Below are 21,128 nucleotides of genomic sequence, written 5' to 3'. Positions count from 1 at the left end.
CGCAGGGGCGCGGGCTCCGGCAACCTCGCCCCTTCGAGGGGTGAGGGGCCTCGCCGCTGCCCGGCGTCGAGATCAACAGAGGGCGGACGAGGGCAGACAGTAGCGCTTGCTGCGACTATGGTCACTGGCGGTGACCTACCTCACCACTGCCTTCGCCACCGTTATGAGAATGGGATGATGTCGTTTATGAAGGGACGAGTCCTTGTCGTCGACGACGACACCGCACTTGCCGAGATGCTCGGCATCGTGCTGCGTGGTGAGGGTTTCGAGCCGTCTTTCGTGGCCGACGGCGACAAGGCGCTTGCCGCCTTCCGCGAGTCCAAGCCCGATCTGGTGCTGCTCGATCTGATGCTGCCCGGCCGGGACGGTATCGAGGTGTGCCGTCTGATCAGGGCGGAGTCCGGGGTGCCGATCGTGATGCTCACGGCGAAGAGCGACACGGTGGATGTCGTCGTGGGCCTGGAATCGGGTGCCGACGACTACATCGTGAAGCCGTTCAAGCCGAAGGAGCTGGTGGCCCGGATCCGGGCGCGGCTCAGGAGGTCGGAGGAGCCCGCTCCGGAGCAGCTCGCCATCGGTGACCTGGTCATCGACGTGGCCGGGCACTCCGTGAAGCGGGACGGGCAGTCGATCGCGCTGACGCCGCTGGAGTTCGACCTGCTGGTCGCGCTCGCGCGCAAACCGTGGCAGGTGTTCACGCGCGAGGTGCTGCTGGAGCAGGTGTGGGGCTACCGGCACGCGGCGGACACGCGCCTGGTCAACGTGCATGTGCAGCGGCTGCGCTCCAAGGTCGAGAAGGACCCGGAGAAGCCGGAGATCGTGGTGACGGTCCGTGGCGTCGGGTACAAGGCAGGGCCGAGCTGACATGTCCGGCGACAGTGCCGCTTCGGCGCCCGGACGGTCCGGGGCACACCCGGGGCGGCCTGTCGGGCGGAAGAAGTCCGGCTCCCGCTGGGGGCGGTTCCTGGAGAGCGCGCTGCTGCTCCAGGGCGGGGTCCAGGGCAGCCCGGTCATCCGGCTGTTCATGCGGTGGGTGCGTCGGCCGTTGCTGCCCGTCATGCGGCTGTGGCGGCGCAACATCCAGCTCAAGGTCGTCGTCACGACGTTGCTGATGTCGCTGGGCGTGGTCCTGCTGCTCGGCTTCGTCGTCATCGGGCAGGTGCGCAACGGCCTGCTGGACGCCAAGGTGAAGGCGTCCCAGAGCCAGGCCACGGGCGGGTTCGCGGTGGCCAAGCAGCGGGCCGACGAGGCGGCGAGCGGCACCGGCGACGATGTCGCCACGGCGGACGGGCGTCCCGGGCAGAACGTCAGCGAGTGGATGAGCGACCTCGCGTCCTCGCTGTCCAGCGGCGGCCAGGGCGCCTTCGACGTGGTGACGCTCCCGGCCTCCGACGAGGACGGCGCGGGCGGCCGGGGGCAGCGGGCCTCCGGCGAGGTGGACTGGAGCAGGAGCGTGCCCGCCGACCTGCGCGAGCGGATCGGCAGCAGCACGATGGCCGCGCAGAGCTACGCCCGCATCACCTACAACAACCCGGCCAAGGACTCCCAGCCTGGCCTGGTCATCGGCAAGCAGGTCAACGATCCCAACGGGGACCCGTACCAGCTCTACTACCTCTTCCCGCTCACCCAGGAGGAGAAGTCGCTGAGCCTGGTCAAGGGGACCCTCGCGACGGCCGGGCTGTTCGTCGTGGTCCTGCTGGGGGCCATCGCCTGGCTCGTGGTGCGGCAGGTCGTCACGCCGGTGCGGATGGCGGCGGGGATCGCCGAGCGGTTGTCCGCCGGGCGGCTTCAGGAGCGTATGAAGGTCACCGGCGAGGACGACATCGCGCGGCTCGGCGAGGCCTTCAACAAGATGGCGCAGAACCTCCAGCTGAAGATCAGCCAGCTGGAGGACCTGTCGCGGATGCAGCGCCGGTTCGTGTCGGACGTGTCGCACGAGCTGCGTACGCCGCTGACCACCGTACGGATGGCCGCGGACGTCATCCACGAGGCGCGGGAGGACTTCGACCCGGTGACCGCGCGGTCGGCGGAGCTGCTCGCCGACCAGCTGGACCGGTTCGAGTCGCTGCTCGCGGATCTGCTGGAGATCAGCCGGTTCGACGCGGGTGCCGCGGCGCTGGAAGCGGAGCCGATAGACCTCAGGGAGGTCGTCCGGCGGGTGGTCAGCGGGGCCGAGCCGCTCGCGGAGCGCAAGGGCACGCAGATCCGCACCCTGGGCGACCAGCAGCCCGTCGTGGCCGAGGCCGACGCCCGGCGCGTGGAGCGCGTGCTGCGCAACCTCGTCGTGAACGCCGTCGAGCACGGTGAGGGCAGGGACGTGGTCGTCAAGCTCGCCGCGGCGGGCGGGGCGGTCGCGGTCGCGGTGCGGGACTACGGGGTCGGGCTCAAGCCGGGCGAGGCGACCCGGGTGTTCAGCCGCTTCTGGCGGGCCGACCCGGCACGCGCGCGTACCACGGGTGGTACGGGGCTGGGGCTGTCGATCGCCCTGGAGGACGCGCGGTTGCACGGTGGCTGGCTGCAGGCGTGGGGCGAACCGGGCGGCGGCTCACAGTTCCGGCTGACACTGCCCAGGACCGCGGACGAGCCGCTCAGGGGCTCGCCGATACCGCTGGAGCCCAAGGACTCACGGCGGAACCGGGGGCTCGACGACGCCGGGCTGCCGTGCGGCGGCGGGGACGGAGAGAAGCGGGCGACCGTGCCGGCACAGTCGGCGAGCGGGCCGGTGCCGTCGGGGGCGGCGCGGGACCCGATACCGCCGCGGGCCGCCTCAGCGGCCCCCACGGCCGATCCGACGGCGCTGCCCGGCAACGGCGCCCGCGTGGTGCCACGGCCCGCCTCGGGCACGCGGCGGCAGGACGATCCCCGGGCGACTCCGGAGCGACCGGCTCGCGACGGGGGCGCGGGCGGCCCGGCGGGCACGCTCGGTAACGGTGGGGCGAGTGGTCCGGTGAGTACCGCCGGTGGCGGCGGGCCGAGTGGTTCAGCCGGGGCCTCTCGGGACCGGGACGTGAGTGGGACGCGGGACGCGGACAGGGACGGCGGATCCGCGGGCTCGGACAGGGATACCGAGGCGGAGAGCGCGAACAGGCATGGGGAGGCATCTCGTGGGCGCTGACCGTGGGGGGCGCGGTCGGCGTACGCCCGCGCGCGTGATGGCGTACGCCGCCGGTGGCGTCCTGCTGCTGGCGGGGTGTGCCTCGATGCCGGACAGCGGGGATCTGCGGGGTGTGGAGTCCACACCGCGCCAGGACACCCAGGTGCGGGTGTTCGCCGTGCCGCCGGGGGAGGACGCACCGCCCTCGGAGATCGTGCAGGGCTTCCTGGAGGCGCTGACCAGCGACGATCCGCACTACAAGACCGCGCGGCAGTATCTGACCGCCGACGCCGCCAGGGCGTGGCGGCCGGAGCTTTCCACCACCGTGCTGGCGGACGGCCCGGGCGCCAAGCCCGAGGCCGGGGGCGGCGGGGAGGACACCGGGGAGATCGCGTACACGCTCACCGGCACCAAGGTGGCCACCGTGGACGCCCAGCAGGCGTACGCGCCGGCCACCGGGGCGTACGGCCGCACCGTGCACCTGACGCAGGACGACAAGAGCCGGCAGTGGCGGATCGACGCGCTGCCGCAGGGCGTCGTCATGGGGGAGTCGGACTTCCAGCGCAACTACATGTCCGTCAACAAGTACTACTTCGCATCGAACACCACGGTGGCCGGGGCGGACACCCAGCCCACCGCGGTCGCCGACCCCGTGTACGTCCGCCGTCGGGTGGACCCCATGACGCAGGTGGTGCGCTCCGTCCTGAGCGGGCCCACGCGAAGGCTCGGGCCCGTCGTCAGGTCCGGCTTCCCCACCGGTACGGCGCTGCCGAAGAAGACCGGTGCGCTGACACCCGACGACCGGAACAAGCTGACGGTCCCGCTCAATGACAAGGCCGCGGGCATTGGCACCAACCGGTGCGAGGAGATGGCGGCCCAGATGCTGTTCACCTTGCAGAGCCTCAGCCCCGCGGTGGAGGAGGTCGAGCTGCGGGCCGGCGGGGAGGAGCTGTGCTCGCTCGCGCAGGGCGCGGCCGATGCCGCCGCCTTCCGGAGCTCGACGCGGCGCCCCGACTACCTGTACTTCGTCGACGGCAAGGACCGGCTGGTACGGATCGCGGCGGGCAGCAGCGACCCCAAGTCGGACCCCGCGCCGGGGGCGCTGGGTGAGGGCGACACGGCACTGCGGTCGGTGGCCGTCTCGCGTGACGAGCACACCGCGGCCGGTGTCAGCCTCGACGGCAAGTCGCTGTACGTGGGGTCGCTGGTCTCGGGCGGTTCGCTGGGCGAGCCGGTGCTGCGCAGCCATGGCCGGACCGAGACCGACCGGCTGACGACTCCCAGCTGGGACTCCCAGGACGGCCTGTGGGTGGCCGACCGCGACCCGGACAACCCCCGGCTGCTCCTGCTGGAGGAGGGCAAGGGGGACCCGCTGGAGGTGCGCATACCGCACCTGGACGGGCGGGTCCAGGCCGTGCGGGTGGCCGCCGACGGGGTGCGGATCGCGCTCGTCGTGGAGAAGGGCGGCAGGAAGACCCTGTACATCGGGCTGATCGAGCGGGAGGGCAAGCCGGGCGGGCAGCCTGCTGTCAGGGTGGTGGAACTGCGCTCCGCGACGCCGGAGTTGGAGGAGGTCACCGCCATGTCGTGGGCCGGGGACAGCCGGCTCGTGGTGGTCGGGCGTGAGCACGGTGGCGTGGAGCAGATGCGGTACGTCCAGGTCGACGGCTCCACGCCGGACGTACCGGCGCCCGCGGCCCTGACCGGCGTGAAGGAGGTCACCGCCGCCGAGGACGAGCGGCTGCCGCTGGTGGCGTACTCGGTGGACGGCATCGTCCGGCTGCCGTCGGGGGCGCAGTGGCAGAAGGTGACGGAGGGGACGGCGCCGGTCTATCCGGGGTGAGGCGCGGCGCCCCGTGTGGCGCCCATGTGCGCCCTGTGTGGCGTCCCTTTGGCCGGTGCGCCTCGCGGGGCTGCTCCATGGGCCGCCTCGCCGCAGCCCCCGCAAGCCCGCCCCTCGCCTCCTCGCCGCCGCCTCCTGGAGTCGCCGCACGAGGTCCTACGGGCCAGTTCAACCGGGCCGTCACTCGTGTGGGGGGCGAGCGGTTCGTCGGGCGGGAAGTTGTCCACAGGCCGTTGTCCACAGGGGTGGCAGGGCGGCTCCAGGGGCGGCACAGTGGTGGTCATGCGGGGGTGGTGGCAGGACCTCACCGACCTGGTGCTGCCGGCCGAGTGCGGGGGCTGTGGGAGGCCTCGTACGGTGCTGTGCCCGAAGTGCCGTGCGGTGCTGAGCGGAGTCGCGGCGCGGCGGGTGCGGCCCGTGCCGGAGCCGCCCGGGCTGCCCGTGGTGCATGCGGCGGCTCGGTACGCGGACGAGGTGCGGGCGACGCTGCTGGCCCACAAGGAACGGGGCGCGCTGGCGCTCGCCGGTCCCCTCGGGGTGGCCTTGGCGGGAGCCGTGCGGGCGGGGCTCCAGACGGCGTGGGGCGGCTCCTGGGCCGCCGCAGAGGGCGCGTGGTCCCGGGCTGCCGGGGCTCCTGTGCTGCTCGTGCCCGTTCCGTCGGGACGGCGGGCCGTGCGGGCCCGGGGGCATGATCCCGCGCGGCGGATCGCGCTCTCGGCGGCGGGTGAGCTGCGGCGGAGCGGGGTGCCGGCCCGGGTGCTCGGCGTGCTGCGGCAGCGGCGGGCCGTGGCCGACCAGTCGGAGCTCAACTCCCGGCAGCGGCTGGACAATCTCGCGGACGCGCTGGCGGTGGTGCCCGGGGGTGCCCGGCTGCTCTCCGGCGGGCCGGTCGTCCTCGTCGACGACGTGATGACCACGGGGGCGTCCTTGGCGGAGGCCGCGCGGGCCGTGCGGGCGGCGGGGCCGGTTTCGAACGCTGCGCGGACTGTGGCCGTGTACGGGGGAGAGACGTGGGAAAGCAGAGAGGAACAGAACGTCGGAACAACGCGAGAGAGGACGGGCCGGCGGCCCGTCCGGCAGGGAATGACGGGCGGAGGCGGCGCCGACGCAGCCGTTGACGTGGTGTGCGCGGCAGTGGTCGCGGCATCACCGGACTCTTTTGAAATAAACCGGAACTGACTGAGATCTTGCGTCGTTGCAGGTAGCGAGAGGGCTTTTTCACCTGAACGGAGGTACGCCGCAGTAGAGGGTGACGACATCCGTCCAGGCGAGATATGTTCGGTTGAGAGGGAAAGCCAGGCCACACCTCTCAAATCCGAATGCCGTGCCGCGGGTTTTCCTTCATCACTCGCGACGGTGGAGTGGAGATCTCGCTCACGGGGGAGGAGGTGGAAGTCACCGAGTCCGAGGTCCCGGGGCACACCGGGACCTGGTGCAAAAGGGAGACGCTCCGCAGCGCAGCGGAGCGATCCGGGAACGGAGTTCTGCGTGGACATCGTCGTCAAGGGCCGCAAGACCGAGGTGCCCGAGCGGTTCCGGAAGCACGTGGCCGAGAAGCTGAAGCTGGAGAAGATCCAGAAGCTCGATGGCAAGGTGATCAGCCTCGACGTCGAGGTGTCCAAGGAGCCGAACCCCAGGCAGGCCGACCGCTGTGACCGAGTGGAGATCACGCTTCGCTCCCGCGGTCCGGTGATCCGGGCGGAGGCAGCGGCGAGCGATCCGTACGCGGCGCTCGACCTGGCGGCGGAAAAGCTGGAAGCCCGGCTGCGCAGGCAGCACGACAAGCGGTTCTCGCGTCGTGGCGCGCGCCGGATCTCGGCCGCTGAGGTCGCCGACCATGTCCCGGGTGTGGCGACGCTCAACGGAAACGGCCTGGTGCCGACTCCGCAGGAGGAGCCGGAAGAAGCCGTCCCCACGAAGAAGATCGGCTCACTCGAAGTGCAGGGTGACGGCCCGATCGTCGTCCGCGAGAAGACCCACGTCGCAGCCCCCATGACCCTCGACCAGGCTCTCTACGAGATGGAGCTGGTCGGGCACGACTTCTACCTGTTCGTCGACTCCGAGACGAAGGAACCGAGTGTCGTCTACCGACGGCACGCCTACGACTACGGCGTGATCCACCTCCGGACGGACACGATGGTCACCCAGGCGCACGCCCCCGAGGCAGGCGGTGCGCTCGGCGGCTGACCATGCAGGGTGACAGCGGAGCGGGTGCCCCTGGAGCGCGTGTGCGCCCCCAGGGGCACCCCCGTGCGACCTCTCGACGCCCCGCTCCGTCACCCTGGTGTCGTCCGGGCATGAAATCATGGTTGGCCACGGCCCAACCGGTGGGTCGTTGCTCTGGGTTGGCGATGGCTCAGGACCACAGGCCACAGCCTTCAGGGGGAGGAACGATGGCGGACAGCTTCGGACCGATGCGTGACGAGGATGCCGACGACGGCGTCGTCGGCATGGGCCCGGACACGGACTCTCCACGCAAGGAACCGATCAGAGTCCTTGTGGTCGACGACCATGCCCTGTTCCGCCGTGGCCTGGAGATCGTGCTGGCGGCCGAGGAGGACATCCAGGTCATCGGCGAGGCGGGCGACGGTGCCGAGGCCGTCGAGAAGGCCGCCGACCTGCTGCCCGACATCATCCTGATGGATGTGCGGATGCCCAAGCGCGGCGGGATCGAGGCCTGCACCTCCATCAAGGAGGTCGCCCCCAGCGCCAAGATCATCATGCTGACGATCAGCGACGAGGAAGCCGATCTCTACGACGCCATCAAGGCGGGCGCGACCGGCTATCTCCTCAAGGAGATCTCGACGGACGAGGTGGCCACCGCCATTCGCGCGGTGGCCGACGGGCAGTCGCAGATCAGCCCGTCCATGGCGTCGAAGCTGCTCACCGAGTTCAAGTCGATGATCCAGCGCACGGACGAGCGCCGGCTGGTGCCCGCGCCACGGCTGACGGACCGTGAACTGGAAGTCCTCAAACTCGTCGCGACGGGCATGAACAACCGGGATATCGCCAAGGAGTTGTTCATCTCCGAGAACACCGTGAAGAACCATGTGCGCAACATCCTGGAGAAGCTTCAGCTGCACTCCAGGATGGAAGCGGTGGTGTACGCGATGCGGGAGAAGATCCTCGAGATCCGGTGATCTGGCCATCCCTTGACCGCTGATCCCTTGATTCCTGGATCCCTTGATTCTTCAGGGCTCAGGCGAGGATGCGGGCGAGTTCCTTGACGAGGGGTTCGCGCAGGTCCGGTGCGTCGACCCGTTCCACGCGTACGTCCGTGCAGTCCACCCAGGTCGCCGCCTCGGCCAGGGCCAGGGCCACGGCCGGGGCCGCCTTCGCGCCGTCGAGCGTGACCTGCTTGGCCACCAGTGTGCGCCCCGCGCGGGCCGGGTCGACGCGACCGACCAGCCGGCCGCCGGCCAGGACCGGCATGGCGAAGTAGCCGTAGACCCGCTTCTGTTTGGGGACGTAGGCCTCCAGGCGGTGGGTGAAGCCGAAGATCCGCTCCGTGCGCGCCCGCTCCCAGATCAGGGAGTCGAAGGGCGAGAGCAGCGTGGTGCGGTGGCGGCCGCGCGGGGGTGTCTCCAGGGCCGCGGGGTCGGCCCAGGCGGGCTTGCCCCAGCCCTCGACCGTGACGGGGACGAGGCCTGAGTCGGCGATCACCGCGTCGACCTGCTCGCCCTTGAGGCGGTGGTAGTCGGCGATGTCCGCGCGGGTGCCGACGCCGAGGGACTGGCCCGCCAGCCGGACCAGGCGGCGCAGGCACTCGGTGTCGTCCAGCTCGTCATGCAGCAGGGCCTCGGGGATCGCGCGCTCGGCGAGGTCGTACACGCGCTTCCAGCCGCGGCGTTCCACGCAGACCACCTCGCCGTACATCAGGGCGCGTTCGACGGCGACCTTCGAGCCGGACCAGTCCCACCAGTCGTTCGTCTTCTTCGCACCGCCCAACTCCGTGGCCGTGAGGGGCCCTTCGTCGCGGAGCTGCTTGATGACCTCGTCGTAGGCGCCGTCCGGGAGCTCGTGGTTCCAGTGCGGGCGGTTGCGATAGGCGCGGCGGCGGAAGGCGAAGTGCGGCCACTCCTCGATGGGAAGGATGCAGGCCGCGTGGGACCAGTACTCGAAGGCGTGGGTGCCTTCCCAGTAGGCCTTCTCCACGGTCTTTCGGCCTACCGCGCCCAGGCGGGCGTACGGGACGAGTTCGTGGGAGCGGGCCAGGACCGAGATGGTGTCGAGCTGTATCGCACCCAGGTGGCGGAGGATGCCGCGGACGCCGGAGCGGCGGGGTGGGGCGCCGAGGAAGCCCTGGGTGCGGAGGGACAGTCTGCGGGCCTCGTCTGCGGAGAGCTCTGTTGCGGGGCGCGGGCGCGGGGTGGTCATGGGTTTGCACGATAGGGGGTGGGACTGACAGAGGGGGCGTGAGCTGCGGGGTTGGGGTGTGGGAGTGCTGTGTGGGGGCTGGGGTGGGGTGGGTGCGCAGCCCGGCGGAGCGGGGTGCCGCTGCGCCCGCCCGTGCCGCCCCGGGGGTACCTCCCAGGCCCTTCAGGCACGGGGGGCATGATCGCCCGCAGCTGAGGCAGCTGAGGCAGTTCAAGCAGCTACGCGCGCGCCGGCAAGTACGGGGCCGTCGACGGGAGGCCCAGGTCCGAGGGGAGCAGGGAGCCGATCCAGGTGTCGCGGCGTACGCCCTTGTTGTTGGTCGCGGCGCGCAACGTGCCCTCGATGGTGAAGCCGGCTCGTTCCGCCACCGCACGCGAGGCGCGGTTGCCCACCTCGGCGCGCCATTCGACGCGGTCGATCGCCGCGTGGACGAAGGCCCAGCGGCAGGCCGTGCGGGCGGCCTCTGTGACGTAGCCGTTGGAGCGGTGCTCCTTGGCGGCCCAGAAGCCGATCTCACCCGTGCCCAGGGCGCGCAGGGTGATGCCGATCATGCCGGCGAGTTCCCCGGAGCGGAGGAAGACGCCGAAGGTGAACATGGACCCGTCCGCCCAGCCGTCGGGGACCAACTGTTCCGTGAAGGCCTCGGCGTTCTCACGGAGGTACGGGGAAGGGATCGTGGTCCAGCGCTGGATGTCGGGGTCCTGGCAGGCGTCGTACACCGCGTCGGTGTCCTGGGGGCCGACCGGGCGCAGCAGGAGGCGGTCCGTGGTGAGGGTGACGGGGTCCATCGGCCGATTGTGGTGGGAGGCCCTCGAACAGCGCCATATGTTTGCTGTGGGTGAGAGTGTGATCACGCTTCGCTCAATTCGGGTGGGGGATGCGGCACTATCCGAGGGGCCCGGACGTTGTCCCCTTCGAAGCGGAGTGAAAGCGAAATGAAGCAGCGGACGGTCGCCGTCACGGCAGGCCCTCCCGGCGCGGTGGGGTCCTCGCATACGATGGCCGTTGCTCAGTAAGTCAAGTGGTAACCGACCGTCCCAGGCCCGACCGGCAAGGAGACCAACCCCCGTGTCCGTCCTCTCGAAGATCATGCGTGCAGGCGAAGGCAAGATCCTGCGCAAGCTGCACCGCATCGCGGACCAGGTCAACTCCATCGAAGAGGACTTCGTCGACCTCTCCGACGCCGAGCTGCGGGCCCTCACCGATGAGTACAAGCAGCGCTACGCGGACGGCGAGACGCTGGACGACCTGCTGCCCGAGGCGTTCGCCACCGTCCGCGAGGCCGCCAAGCGCGTCCTGGGCCAGCGGCACTACGACGTGCAGATGATGGGCGGCGCCGCCCTGCACATGGGCTACGTGGCCGAGATGAAGACCGGTGAGGGCAAGACCCTCGTCGGCACGCTGCCGGCGTATCTGAACGCGCTGTCCGGCGACGGCGTCCACATCATCACGGTGAACGACTACCTGGCCGAGCGCGACTCCGAGATGATGGGCCGTGTCCACCGCTTCCTGGGTCTGACCGTCGGCTGCATCCTCGCGAACATGACGCCGGCTCAGCGCCGCGAGCAGTACGCCAGCGACATCACGTACGGCACGAACAACGAGTTCGGCTTCGACTACCTGCGCGACAACATGGCGTGGTCCAAGGACGAGCTCGTCCAGCGCGGCCACAACTTCGCCATCGTCGACGAGGTCGACTCCATCCTCATCGACGAGGCCCGTACGCCGCTGATCATCTCCGGCCCGGCCGACCAGGCCACCAAGTGGTACGGCGACTTCGCCAAGCTGGTCACGCGCCTCAAGCGCGGCGAGGCGGGCCAGCCGCTCAAGGGCATCGAGGAGACCGGCGACTACGACGTCGACGAGAAGAAGCGCACGGTCGCGATCCACGAGTCCGGTGTCAGCAAGGTCGAGGACTGGCTGGGCATCGACAACCTCTACGAGTCGGTGAACACCCCGCTGGTGGGCTACCTGAACAACGCCATCAAGGCCAAGGAGCTGTTCAAGAAGGACAAGGACTACGTCATCATCGACGACGAGGTCATGATCGTCGACGAGCACACCGGACGTATCCTCGCGGGCCGCCGTTACAACGAGGGCATGCACCAGGCGATCGAGGCGAAGGAAGGGGTGCCGATCAAGGACGAGAACCAGACGCTCGCGACGATCACGCTCCAGAACTTCTTCCGCCTCTACAAGCGCCACGACCACAAGGGCAAGGAGCAGCCCGGTCTCTGCGGCATGACCGGTACGGCGATGACCGAGGCCGCCGAGTTCCACCAGATCTACAAGCTCGGCGTGGTGCCGATCCCGACCAACCGGCCGATGGTCCGCAAGGACCAGTCGGACCTGATCTACCGGACCGAGGTCGCCAAGTTCGAGGCGGTCGTCGACGACATCGAGGAGAAGCACCGCAAGGGCCAGCCGATCCTCGTCGGCACCACCTCCGTCGAGAAGTCCGAGTACCTCTCGCAGCAGCTCAGCAAGCGCGGCATCCAGCACGAGGTGCTGAACGCCAAGCAGCACGACCGTGAGGCGCAGATCGTCGCCCAGGCCGGCCGCAAGGGCTCCGTCACGGTGGCGACGAACATGGCCGGCCGTGGTACGGACATCAAGCTCGGCGGCAACCCCGAGGACCTCGCCGAGGCGGAGCTGCGCCAGCGCGGCCTCGACCCCGAGGAGCACATCGAGGAGTGGGCGCAGGCCCTGCCCGAGGCGCTCAAGCGCGCCGAGAAGGCCGTCCAGGCCGAGAAGGACGAGGTCGAGAAGCTCGGCGGCCTCTATGTCCTGGGCACCGAGCGGCACGAGTCGCGGCGGATCGACAACCAGCTGCGCGGTCGTTCCGGCCGTCAGGGCGACCCCGGCGAGTCCCGCTTCTACCTCTCCCTCGGCGACGACCTGATGCGGCTGTTCAAGGCCCAGATGGTCGAGCGCGTGATGTCGATGGCGAACGTCCCGGACGACGTGCCGATCGAGAACAAGATGGTCACGCGTGCGATCGCCTCCGCCCAGTCGCAGGTCGAGCAGCAGAACTTCGAGACCCGTAAGAACGTCCTGAAGTACGACGAGGTCCTCAACCGCCAGCGTGAGGTCATCTACGGCGAGCGGCGCCGCGTCCTGGAGGGCGAGGACCTGCAGGAGCAGGTGCAGCACTTCATGGACGACACGATCGACGCCTACGTCCAGGCCGAGACCGCCGAGGGCTTCCCCGAGGACTGGGACCTCGACCGGCTGTGGGGCGCCTTCAAGCAGCTCTACCCGTGCAACGTCACGGTCGAGGAGCTGGAGGAGGCCGCCGGCGACCGGGCCGGGCTGACCGCCGAGTTCATCGGCGACTCCATCAAGGACGACATCCGCGAGCAGTACGAGGCGCGCGAGGCGCAGCTCGGCTCCGAGATCATGCGCGAGCTGGAGCGCCGGGTCGTGCTGTCGGTCCTCGACCGCAAGTGGCGCGAGCACCTCTACGAGATGGACTACCTCCAGGAGGGCATCGGCCTGCGCGCGATGGCGCAGAAGGACCCGCTGGTCGAGTACCAGCGCGAGGGCTTCGACATGTTCACCGCCATGATGGAGGGCATCAAGGAGGAGTCCGTCGGCTACCTGTTCAACCTGGAGGTTCAGGTCGAGCAGCAGGTCGAGGAGGTCCCGGTCGAGGACACCAAGCCGGTGGCCGACCTGGAGAAGCACGACACGGTGCCGGCGCAGGCCGGTGCCCGCCCGGAGATCCGCGCCAAGGGGCTCGACGCCCCGCAGCGGCGCAACCTCCACTTCTCCGCCCCGACGGTCGACGGCGAGGGCGGCACCATCGAGGGCGACTTCGCCACCGATGAGGAGCCGGTGCGTTCCGAGGCCGACGGCCTCACGCGCGCGGAGCGCCGCAAGCAGGCGCGGAGCCGGGGCCGTCGTAAGAAGTGACGGTCGCTGAGGCGCCGTAGGAGCATGGAGGGCCGGACACCCGAGGGTGTCCGGCCCTTCGGTTTTGGCGGGATCGGCGGCTCTGCGGCCTACGGCGACGGCTCAGTCGGCCTCTGTGCGGGGCGGGCGGGGGCCACCGAGTTCCACGGCCGTGCAGCGCCAGCGGAGGTCCTGGCCGAGCTCCAGGCGGAAGGCCATGGCGCGCAGCCGGTCGCCGGCGCCGATGCGGGCGAAGGCCTCGATGGCGCCGGGGCGGGGTTCGCAGTAGCCGATGTCGCGGACGACGGGGCGGGCGCCCCGGGTGCGCAGGGGGCCGCGTTCGGCGAGCCAGGCCAGTTCGTCGTAGGCGCGGCCCCGGGTGTGGCGGAGCATCGAGTGGACGGGGCGGTGGCCGCTGAGGACGGCGACCAGGAGGTCGGCGAAGAGGTCGGTGGGGAGGAGGTGCGCGGCCGGAGCCGGGCGGTGGGGGTGCTGGGCCGGGACGCGTGGTGCGGCGCCCTGGAGGGCCGGAACGGGTGTGGTGCTCCGGGAGGGCGGGGCGGTGGTTCGTGTCGACCTGCGGGGTGCTGCGGAGGTCGCGGAGGGTGTCGGCGGGCGGGTGTCCGTGGGGCGGGTGCGGGGGTTCGCGGTGCGGGCGGGGCCCGGAGGCCGGCCGTCGGCTGCCGTGGTGCGGGTTGGGCCCCCGCCAGGGGTACGGGGCGGGATGGTGCCGCCAGGGGCGCGGGAGGTAGCCGTGCTGGGCGTACGTACGCCGGGGCTGCCGCCGGGGCGGCGCGGGTCGCGGCGGGCTGGTGGGCGGGTGGCCGGGCGCTGCTGTGCCCTGGTCATGACCTTGTGCATGGGGGTCCCCGTTTCGTGGGCCCGGTTGATACCGGAGAGTAACTTCGGGTTGGTGATCTTGTACGGGGCGGACGGGGTCGGGGGCAAGGAAGCGGAGCTCGGGTGGCGGGCGCCCGGAAGGTTCACCTATCCGGGTGATACGGAGGGCGTGGAACCAGTCAGTGCGGGGGTGTGCCGGGTGAATGCCGGGCCTGGAGTTGCCGCGTCCGGCGTCACAGGGCGGAACTCGAAAGGGGACGCGCCGCACGTATCCTGAAGCCCCTCCGGAGCCCTCCGGCCGTGACCACGACCACGAAAACGACCACCAAAACGACCACGAAAGAAGCGGCCAGCCATGCGTGTCTACGTCCCCCTGACCCTCCCCGGTCTCGCCGAGGCGTACAAGACGGGTGAGCTGGGAGCCGGGCCGTTCGTCGCGTACGCCGTGACGCCCGGGCTGCGCGAGTGGTACCTCTCCGACGACATCGAGGAGCTGGAGTACGCGGCGCTGAGCAGGGCCGCGCTCGCCTCGCTGCGGCTGCTGGCGGCCACGCCGCAGGCGCCGCGGCGGCGGGTCGTGGTGGCCGTGGACGTGCCGGACCGGGCCGCGAGCGCGGACCCCGACCGGGGGCTCGACCCGGCGGCGCTGGGGGAGGTGCGGGTCGCCGGCCCCGTCGCGCTGGCCAAGGCGGCGTCCGTGCATGCCGACGCCGCGGACGCGGAGGCGGATGTGACGGCGGCGGCCGAGGCGCTGCCGGCGGCGGACGGTGGGGACGACGACGCGCAGTTCGTCGTGGACGGGGCGGAGGACCACGAACTGCTGTGGTTCGCCACGCAGGAGATTCCGAACCTGGTGGGGCGCGGGGACTGAATGCCGGGGAGGGTGCTCTCGGCGTTCAGGGGGCGCGTTGAGTCGCCGTTGCCTTGATTGTCAGTGGGGCCGGGTACGTTTTGAGGCATGGGGAAGCAGACGGGCGCGCACATTGTCTGGGACTGGAACGGGACGCTGTTCCATGACATCGACGCGATCATCGGGGCGACGAACGCGGCGTTCGCCGAGCTGGGGCTGGAGCCGCTGACGCTGGAGACGTACCGGGAGCTGTACTGCGTGCCGGTGCCGAAGTTCTATGAGCGGCTGATGGGGCGGCTGCCGACCGAGGCCGAGTGGGAGGCCATGGACGACATCTTCCATCGGTACTACGCGGAGCACCGCGTGCGCTGCGGGCTGACGGCGGGGGCGGTGGAGCTGCTGTCCGGGTGGCGGTCGGCGGGGCGGAGCCAGTCGATCCTCAGCATGTACGTGCACGAGGAGCTGGTTCCGTTGGTGCGGGGGTTCGGGATCGAGCCGCACTTCATACGGGTGGACGGGCGCACCGGGCCGTCGGGGGGCAGCAAGGCCGAGCACATGGTGCGGCATCTGGGGTCACTGAGAGTGGATCCCGAGCGGACCGTCGTGATCGGGGACGCCGCGGATGACGCGGTGGCTGCGGAGCATGTGGGGGCCCGGGCTGTGCTGTATACCGGCGGGTCGCACAGTCGGGCGAGTCTGGAGGCGGTCGGGGTGCCGGTCGTGGACACGCTGGAGGAAGCCGTGGCGGAGGCCGAGCGGCTGGCGGCGTAGCTGCGATTGCCCGCAGCTGGGCCGGTATCCACGTGGTGGCACTGTGCAGAACGTCAAACTTCCAGCCCTGGTTTTGTACACATACGGCTCATGACGGGCCCCCTGTAAGGAGCGATAGCCTTGGTGGCGTGATCAGCGCGATAGTTCGCGGGGACGTCGTCGTCCCTGCCCTGCGCCCGGAGAGCACGGACCACATCCGTGACCGGGCGGCGGTCGCTGGTCTTCGCGGGCGGGACGGGGCTTCGAAGACTCCCGGGACGCCGAGCACCACGCGGACCGAGGCGTCGCAGAGAGCGGCCTCACACCCGTGGGACAGCTCAAGATTGGCTCAGACACCCCCGCTGATCTCACCTTGCGGCATAGCGTCGGAACAGACCGGATACCCCGTGTCACGGCGTGACGTCGTAAGCGCAGAGGCCGTACTTCCTTCTACGTCACGCAACGGCGCGCGACAGGAGCCAGAGGACAATGCAGACCAAGCTGGACGAAGCCAAGGCCGAGTTGCTCGAGAGGGCCGCCCGGGTAGCTGAGAACAGCCCGGTCGGGGGGCACCTACCGACCGGGTCGACGGGCGAGGAGACCCCAGACGCCCAGGAAGCCCCGGATCGCGATTCCCTGCTGTCGTTCCTCCAGCGCTACTACCTGCACACGGCCCCGGAGGACCTCACCGACCGCGACCCGGTCGATGTCTTCGGAGCCGCCGTCTCGCACTACCGGCTGGCCGAAAACCGCCCCCAGGGCACGGCCAACGTGCGGGTGCACACCCCCACGGTCGAAGAGAACGGGTGGACGTGCAGCCACTCCGTGGTCGAGGTCGTCACCGACGACATGCCCTTCCTCGTCGACTCCGTCACCAATGAGCTGACGCGGCAGGGGCGCGGCATCCACGTCGTCATCCACCCGCAGTTCGTCGTACGGCGCGATGTCACCGGCAAGCTCATCGAAGTGCTGCCCAAGCCCGCGACCGGCATGCGCGACCTTCCGCACGACGCGCACATCGAGTCCTGGATCCATGTCGAGTTCGACCGCGAGACCGACCGGGGGGATCTGAAGCAGATCACCGCCGACCTGCTGCGGGTGCTGTCCGACGCCCGTGAGGCCGTCGAGGACTGGGGCAAGATGCGCGAGGCGGCGATCCGGCTGGCGGAGGGGCTGCCGGACGAGCCCATCCCCGGTGACCTGCCCGGACCCCAGGTCGAGGAGGCCCGCGAGCTGCTGCGCTGGCTGGCCGACGACCACTTCACCTTCCTCGGCTACCGCGAGTATCAGCTGCGCGGGGACGACTCGCTGACCGCCGTGCCCGGCACCGGCCTCGGCATCCTGCGCGCCGACCCGCACCACTCCGACCAGGAGAGCCACCCGGTCAGCCCGTCCTTCGAGCGGCTGCCCGCCGACGCCCGGGCCAAGGCGCGCGAGCATAAGCTGCTCGTCCTGACCAAGGCGAACAGCCGGTCGACCGTGCACCGGCCGTCGTACCTGGACTACATCGGGGTCAAGAAGTTCGACGCCGAGGGCAATGTCGTCGGCGAGCGGCGGTTCCTCGGGCTGTTCTCCTCCGCCGCCTACACCGAGTCCGTGCGCCGGGTCCCGGTCATCCGGCGCAAGGTCGAGGAGGTCCTCGAACAGGCCGGGTTCTCGCCCAACAGCCACGACGGGCGCGACCTGCTCCAGATCCTGGAGACCTACCCGCGCGACGAGCTGTTCCAGACCCCGGCCGACGAGCTGCGGTCGATCGTCACCTCCGTCCTCTACCTCCAGGAGCGCAGGCGGCTGAGGCTCTACCTGCGCCAGGACGAGTACGGGCGGTACTACTCGGCCCTCGTCTACCTCCCGCGCGACCGCTACACCACGGCAGTCCGCCTGCGGATCATCGAGATCCTCAAGGAGGAACTGGGCGGCATCAGCGTCGACTTCACGGCCTGGAACACCGAGTCGATCCTGTCCCGGCTGCACTTCGTGGTCCGGGTCCCGCAGGGCACCGAGCTGCCCGAGCTGTCCGACGCCGACAAGGAGCACATCGAAGCCCGGCTGGTGGAGGCCGCCCGCTCCTGGGAGGACGCCTTCGCCGAGGCGCTCAACGCCGAGCTCGGCGAGGAGCAGGCGGCGGAGCTGATGCGCCGGTACGCGCACGCCTTCCCCGAGGGCTACAAGGCCGACCACAACCCGCGCGCCGCGGTCGCCGACCTCGTCCACCTCGAACAGCTGAACGCCGAGGAGGGCCAGGACTTCGCGCTCAGCCTCTACGAGCCGGTGGGCGCCGCCCCCGAGGAGCGCCGCTTCAAGATCTACCGCACGGGCGACGCCATCTCCCTGTCGGCGGTGCTGCCGGTCCTCAGCCGGATCGGCGTCGAGGTCGTGGACGAGCGGCCGTACGAGCTGCGCTGCTCGGACCGGAGTGTGGCCTGGATCTACGACTTCGGGCTGCGCATGCCCCGCTCCCGCAGCGGCGGGGACTACGTCGGCGACGACGCCCGCGAGCGGTTCCAGGACGCCTTCGCCGCCACCTGGACCGGCAAGGCGGAGAACGACGGCTTCAACGCCCTGGTGCTCAGCGCCGGGCTGACCTGGCGCCAGGCGATGGTGCTGCGGGCGTACGCGAAGTACCTGCGGCAGGCCGCGTCCACGTTCAGCCAGGACTACATGGAGGACACCCTCCGCAACAACGTCCACACCACCCGCCTGCTCGTCTCCCTGTTCGAGGCGCGGATGTCGCCGGACCGGCAGCGCGCGGGACACGAGATCGTGGACGCGCTGCTGGAGGAGGTCGACGCGGCCCTCGATCAGGTGGCCTCGCTCGACGAGGACCGGATCCTGCGGTCCTTCCTCACGGTCATCAAGGCGACGCTGCGGACCAACTTCTTCCAGGAGGCGGCGGGCGGCAAGCCGCACGAGTACGTCTCCATGAAGTTCGACCCGCAGGCCATCCCGGACCTGCCGGCGCCGCGCCCGGCGTTCGAGATCTGGGTGTACTCGCCGCGCGTCGAGGGCGTGCACCTGCGCTTCGGCAAGGTCGCGCGCGGGGGCTTGCGCTGGTCCGACCGGCGTGAGGACTTCCGCACGGAGATCCTCGGCCTGGTCAAGGCGCAGATGGTGAAGAACACCGTCATCGTGCCGGTCGGCGCGAAGGGCGGCTTCGTCGCCAAGCAGCTGCCCGACCCCAGCGTCGACCGGGATGCGTGGATGGCCGAGGGCATCGCCAGCTACAAGACGTTCATCTCGGCGCTGCTCGACATCACCGACAACATGGTGGCCGGCGAGGTCGTCCCCCCGGCGGACGTCGTCAGGCACGACGGCGACGACACCTACCTCGTCGTCGCCGCCGACAAGGGCACCGCGACCTTCTCCGACATCGCCAACGGGGTCGCCGAGCAGTACAACTTCTGGCTCGGTGACGCCTTCGCCTCCGGCGGCTCGGCCGGCTACGACCACAAGGGCATGGGCATCACCGCCCGCGGCGCCTGGGAGTCCGTCAAGCGGCACTTCCGGGAGCTGGGCGTGGACACCCAGACCGAGGACTTCACGGTCGTCGGCATCGGCGACATGTCCGGTGACGTGTTCGGCAACGGCATGCTGCTCTCCGAGCACATCCGGCTGGTGGCCGCCTTCGACCACCGGCACATCTTCATCGACCCGAACCCGGACGCCGCCACCTCCTACGCCGAGCGCCGCCGCCTGTTCGAGCTGCCGCGCTCCAGCTGGGAGGACTACGACAAGGAGCTGCTGTCGGCCGGCGGCGGCATCTTCCCGCGCACGGCCAAGGCGATCCCCGTCAACGCGCACATCCGCGAGGCCCTCGGCATCGAGGCCAAGGTCACCAAGCTGACCCCGGCCGACCTGATGAAGGCGATCCTCCAGGCGCCGGTGGACCTGCTGTGGAACGGCGGCATCGGTACGTACGTCAAGTCCTCCGCCGAGTCGAACGCGGACGTCGGCGACAAGGCCAACGACGCCATCCGTGTCGACGGCAAGGACCTGCGTGTCAAGGTCGTCGGCGAGGGCGGCAACCTGGGCCTGACCCAGCTCGGCCGGATCGAGTTCGCGCGGCACGGCGGCCGGATCAACACCGACGCCATCGACAACAGCGCGGGCGTGGACACCTCCGACCACGAGGTGAACATCAAGATCCTGCTCAACGGCCTGGTCGCGGACGGCGACATGACCGTCAAGCAGCGCAACAAGCTGCTCGCCGAGATGACCGACGAGGTCGGCCAGCTGGTGCTGCGCAACAACTACGCGCAGAACACGGCGATCGCCAACGCCCTCGCCCAGTCCAAGGACATGCTCCACGCCCAGCAGCGCTTCATGAAGCACCTGGTCAGGGAGGGCCATCTCGACCGGGCGCTGGAGTTCCTGCCCACCGACCGGCAGATCCGCGAGCGGCTCGCCCAGGGGCAGGGCCTGACCAGCCCGGAGACGGCCGTCCTGCTGGCGTACACGAAGATCACGGTCGCCGAGGAGCTGCTGCACACCTCGCTGCCCGACGACCCGTACCTGCGGGGCCTGCTGCACTGCTACTTCCCGACCGCGCTGCGCGAGCAGTTCGCCGAGCGCATCGACGGCCACCCGCTGCGCCGCGAGATCACCACGACCGTCCTGGTCAACGACACGGTCAACACCGGTGGTACGACGTATCTGCACCGCCTGCGCGAGGAGACCGGCGCCTCCCTGGAGGAGATCGTCCGGGCCCAGACCGCGGCGCGTGCGATCTTCCGCTCCGCCGAGGTGTGGGACGGCGTCGAGGCGCTCGACAACAAGGTCCAGGCCGACGTCCAGACCCGCATCCGGCTGCACTCGCGCCGCCTCGTCGAGCGTGGCACGCGCTGGCTGCTCAACAACCGGCCGCAGCCGCTCCAGCTCGCCGAGACCGTCGACTTCTTCGCCGACCGGGTCGAGCAGGTCTGGGCGCAGCTGCCGAAGCTGCTGCGCGGCGCGGACCTGGAGTGGTACCAGAAGATCTACGACGAGCTGACGGACGTCGGTGTCCCCGACGAACTCGCCACCCGCGTGGCCGGGTTCTCCTCCGCCTTCCCGACGCTCGACATCGTCTCGATCGCCGACCGCATGGGCCGGGAGTCGCTGGACGTCGCCGACGTCTACTACGACCTCGCCGACCGGCTGCGGATCACCCAGCTCATGGACCGCATCATCGAGCTGCCCCGCGCCGACCGCTGGCAGTCCATGGCCCGCGCGGCGATCCGCGAGGACCTGTACGCGGCGCACGCGGCGCTGACCGCGGACGTCCTGGCGGTGGGCAACGGCACGTCGACGCCCGAGCAGCGCTACAAGGCGTGGGAGCAGAAGAACGCGGCGATCCTCGGCCGGGCCCGCACCACCCTGGAGGAGATCCAGAGCTCCGAGGCGTTCGACCTCGCGAACCTGTCGGTGGCGATGCGGACGATGCGGACGCTGCTTCGGACGCATTCATAGCGTCATCGCGTCATACGAGAGGGCGCCCCGGG

Annotated in this window: 13 protein-coding genes; 10 read left to right on the top strand and 3 right to left on the bottom strand. The window is 70.4% G+C overall.

Going from position 1 to position 21,128, the window contains the following annotated elements; translation table 11 throughout:
- Window positions 1–174 precede the first annotated feature (174 nt).
- From mtrA to ACFZDA_RS37365, 6 genes are all read left to right on the top strand, one after another.
- Window positions 175–864 carry a two-component system response regulator MtrA gene (mtrA, locus tag ACFZDA_RS37390; RefSeq protein WP_003990656.1) on the top strand — a complete coding sequence of 230 codons (690 nt, stop codon included), beginning with the start codon at window positions 175–177 and terminating at the stop codon, window positions 862–864.
- A gap of 1 nt (window position 865) precedes the next feature.
- Window positions 866–3,115, top strand: a complete 2,250-nt coding sequence (gene mtrB, locus ACFZDA_RS37385) for an MtrAB system histidine kinase MtrB (protein ID WP_391090264.1) — start codon at window positions 866–868, stop codon at window positions 3,113–3,115.
- The gene (locus tag ACFZDA_RS37380) at window positions 3,105–4,937 is read left to right on the top strand and encodes an LpqB family beta-propeller domain-containing protein (protein WP_391090262.1); all 1,833 of its coding nucleotides are present in this window, start codon (window positions 3,105–3,107) and stop codon (window positions 4,935–4,937) included. The genes mtrB and ACFZDA_RS37380 overlap by 11 nt, the downstream gene beginning before the upstream one ends.
- A gap of 282 nt (window positions 4,938–5,219) precedes the next feature.
- Window positions 5,220–6,116 (top strand): ComF family protein, encoded by an 897-nt coding sequence (locus ACFZDA_RS37375; protein WP_391090261.1) that lies wholly within the window; start codon window positions 5,220–5,222, stop codon window positions 6,114–6,116.
- Between the two features lie 309 nt (window positions 6,117–6,425).
- Window positions 6,426–7,124 (top strand): ribosome hibernation-promoting factor, HPF/YfiA family, encoded by a 699-nt coding sequence (hpf, locus tag ACFZDA_RS37370; protein ID WP_356926910.1) that lies wholly within the window; start codon window positions 6,426–6,428, stop codon window positions 7,122–7,124.
- A 206-nt stretch (window positions 7,125–7,330) separates the two neighbouring features.
- Complete coding sequence (locus ACFZDA_RS37365) at window positions 7,331–8,077, top strand: response regulator transcription factor (protein ID WP_356926911.1); 747 nt, start codon at window positions 7,331–7,333, stop codon at window positions 8,075–8,077.
- A gap of 58 nt (window positions 8,078–8,135) precedes the next feature.
- Here the strand turns inward: ACFZDA_RS37365 and ACFZDA_RS37360 are convergent, their stop codons facing one another.
- Window positions 8,136–9,314, bottom strand: a complete 1,179-nt coding sequence (locus tag ACFZDA_RS37360) for a DNA glycosylase AlkZ-like family protein (RefSeq protein WP_391090259.1) — start codon at window positions 9,312–9,314, stop codon at window positions 8,136–8,138.
- A gap of 218 nt (window positions 9,315–9,532) precedes the next feature.
- Complete coding sequence (locus ACFZDA_RS37355; RefSeq protein WP_391090256.1) at window positions 9,533–10,102, bottom strand: GNAT family N-acetyltransferase; 570 nt, start codon at window positions 10,100–10,102, stop codon at window positions 9,533–9,535.
- 280 nt (window positions 10,103–10,382) lie between these two features.
- Here ACFZDA_RS37355 and secA point away from each other — a divergent pair, with 280 nt between their 5' ends.
- Window positions 10,383–13,229 carry a preprotein translocase subunit SecA gene (gene secA / locus ACFZDA_RS37350; RefSeq protein WP_391090254.1) on the top strand — a complete coding sequence of 949 codons (2,847 nt, stop codon included), beginning with the start codon at window positions 10,383–10,385 and terminating at the stop codon, window positions 13,227–13,229.
- 102 nt (window positions 13,230–13,331) lie between these two features.
- On the opposite strand, the gene ACFZDA_RS37345 is transcribed toward secA, so the two are convergent.
- Entirely contained in the window at window positions 13,332–14,069 is a 738-nt protein-coding gene (locus ACFZDA_RS37345; RefSeq protein WP_391090252.1) for an Rv3235 family protein, read from the bottom strand.
- A 334-nt stretch (window positions 14,070–14,403) separates the two neighbouring features.
- On the opposite strand from ACFZDA_RS37345, the gene ACFZDA_RS37340 reads away from it, so the two are divergent.
- From ACFZDA_RS37340 to ACFZDA_RS37330, 3 genes are all read left to right on the top strand, one after another.
- Window positions 14,404–14,919 (top strand): DUF6912 family protein, encoded by a 516-nt coding sequence (locus ACFZDA_RS37340; protein ID WP_391090250.1) that lies wholly within the window; start codon window positions 14,404–14,406, stop codon window positions 14,917–14,919.
- An 87-nt stretch (window positions 14,920–15,006) separates the two neighbouring features.
- Window positions 15,007–15,669 (top strand): HAD family hydrolase, encoded by a 663-nt coding sequence (locus ACFZDA_RS37335; RefSeq protein ID WP_391090248.1) that lies wholly within the window; start codon window positions 15,007–15,009, stop codon window positions 15,667–15,669.
- 468 nt (window positions 15,670–16,137) lie between these two features.
- On the top strand, window positions 16,138–21,096 hold the full coding sequence (locus ACFZDA_RS37330; protein ID WP_391090245.1) for an NAD-glutamate dehydrogenase domain-containing protein: 4,959 nt from the start codon (window positions 16,138–16,140) through the stop codon (window positions 21,094–21,096).
- Window positions 21,097–21,128: the final 32 nt, after the last annotated feature.

Source organism: Streptomyces sp. NPDC007991 (assembly GCF_042958445.1).
Classification (GTDB): Bacteria; Actinomycetota; Actinomycetes; order Streptomycetales; family Streptomycetaceae; genus Streptomyces.
The sequence above is the reverse complement of the archived record's forward strand: the minus strand, read 5'-3'. Positions and strand labels throughout refer to the sequence as shown.

What these genes read in the sequence shown, in the direction of transcription:
- ACFZDA_RS37355 (WP_391090256.1), bottom strand. Translation starts at nt 10,102, where the DNA reads ATGGACCCCGTCACCCTCACCACGGACCGCCTCCTGCTGCGCCCGGTC.
- mtrB (WP_391090264.1), top strand. Translation starts at nt 866, where the DNA reads ATGTCCGGCGACAGTGCCGCTTCGGCGCCCGGACGGTCCGGGGCACAC.
- ACFZDA_RS37360 (WP_391090259.1), bottom strand. Translation starts at nt 9,314, where the DNA reads ATGACCACCCCGCGCCCGCGCCCCGCAACAGAGCTCTCCGCAGACGAG.
- mtrA (WP_003990656.1), top strand. Translation starts at nt 175, where the DNA reads ATGATGTCGTTTATGAAGGGACGAGTCCTTGTCGTCGACGACGACACC.
- ACFZDA_RS37375 (WP_391090261.1), top strand. Translation starts at nt 5,220, where the DNA reads ATGCGGGGGTGGTGGCAGGACCTCACCGACCTGGTGCTGCCGGCCGAG.
- ACFZDA_RS37365 (WP_356926911.1), top strand. Translation starts at nt 7,331, where the DNA reads ATGGCGGACAGCTTCGGACCGATGCGTGACGAGGATGCCGACGACGGC.
- ACFZDA_RS37345 (WP_391090252.1), bottom strand. Translation starts at nt 14,069, where the DNA reads ATGCACAAGGTCATGACCAGGGCACAGCAGCGCCCGGCCACCCGCCCA.
- ACFZDA_RS37340 (WP_391090250.1), top strand. Translation starts at nt 14,404, where the DNA reads ATGCGTGTCTACGTCCCCCTGACCCTCCCCGGTCTCGCCGAGGCGTAC.
- ACFZDA_RS37335 (WP_391090248.1), top strand. Translation starts at nt 15,007, where the DNA reads ATGGGGAAGCAGACGGGCGCGCACATTGTCTGGGACTGGAACGGGACG.
- ACFZDA_RS37330 (WP_391090245.1), top strand. Translation starts at nt 16,138, where the DNA reads ATGCAGACCAAGCTGGACGAAGCCAAGGCCGAGTTGCTCGAGAGGGCC.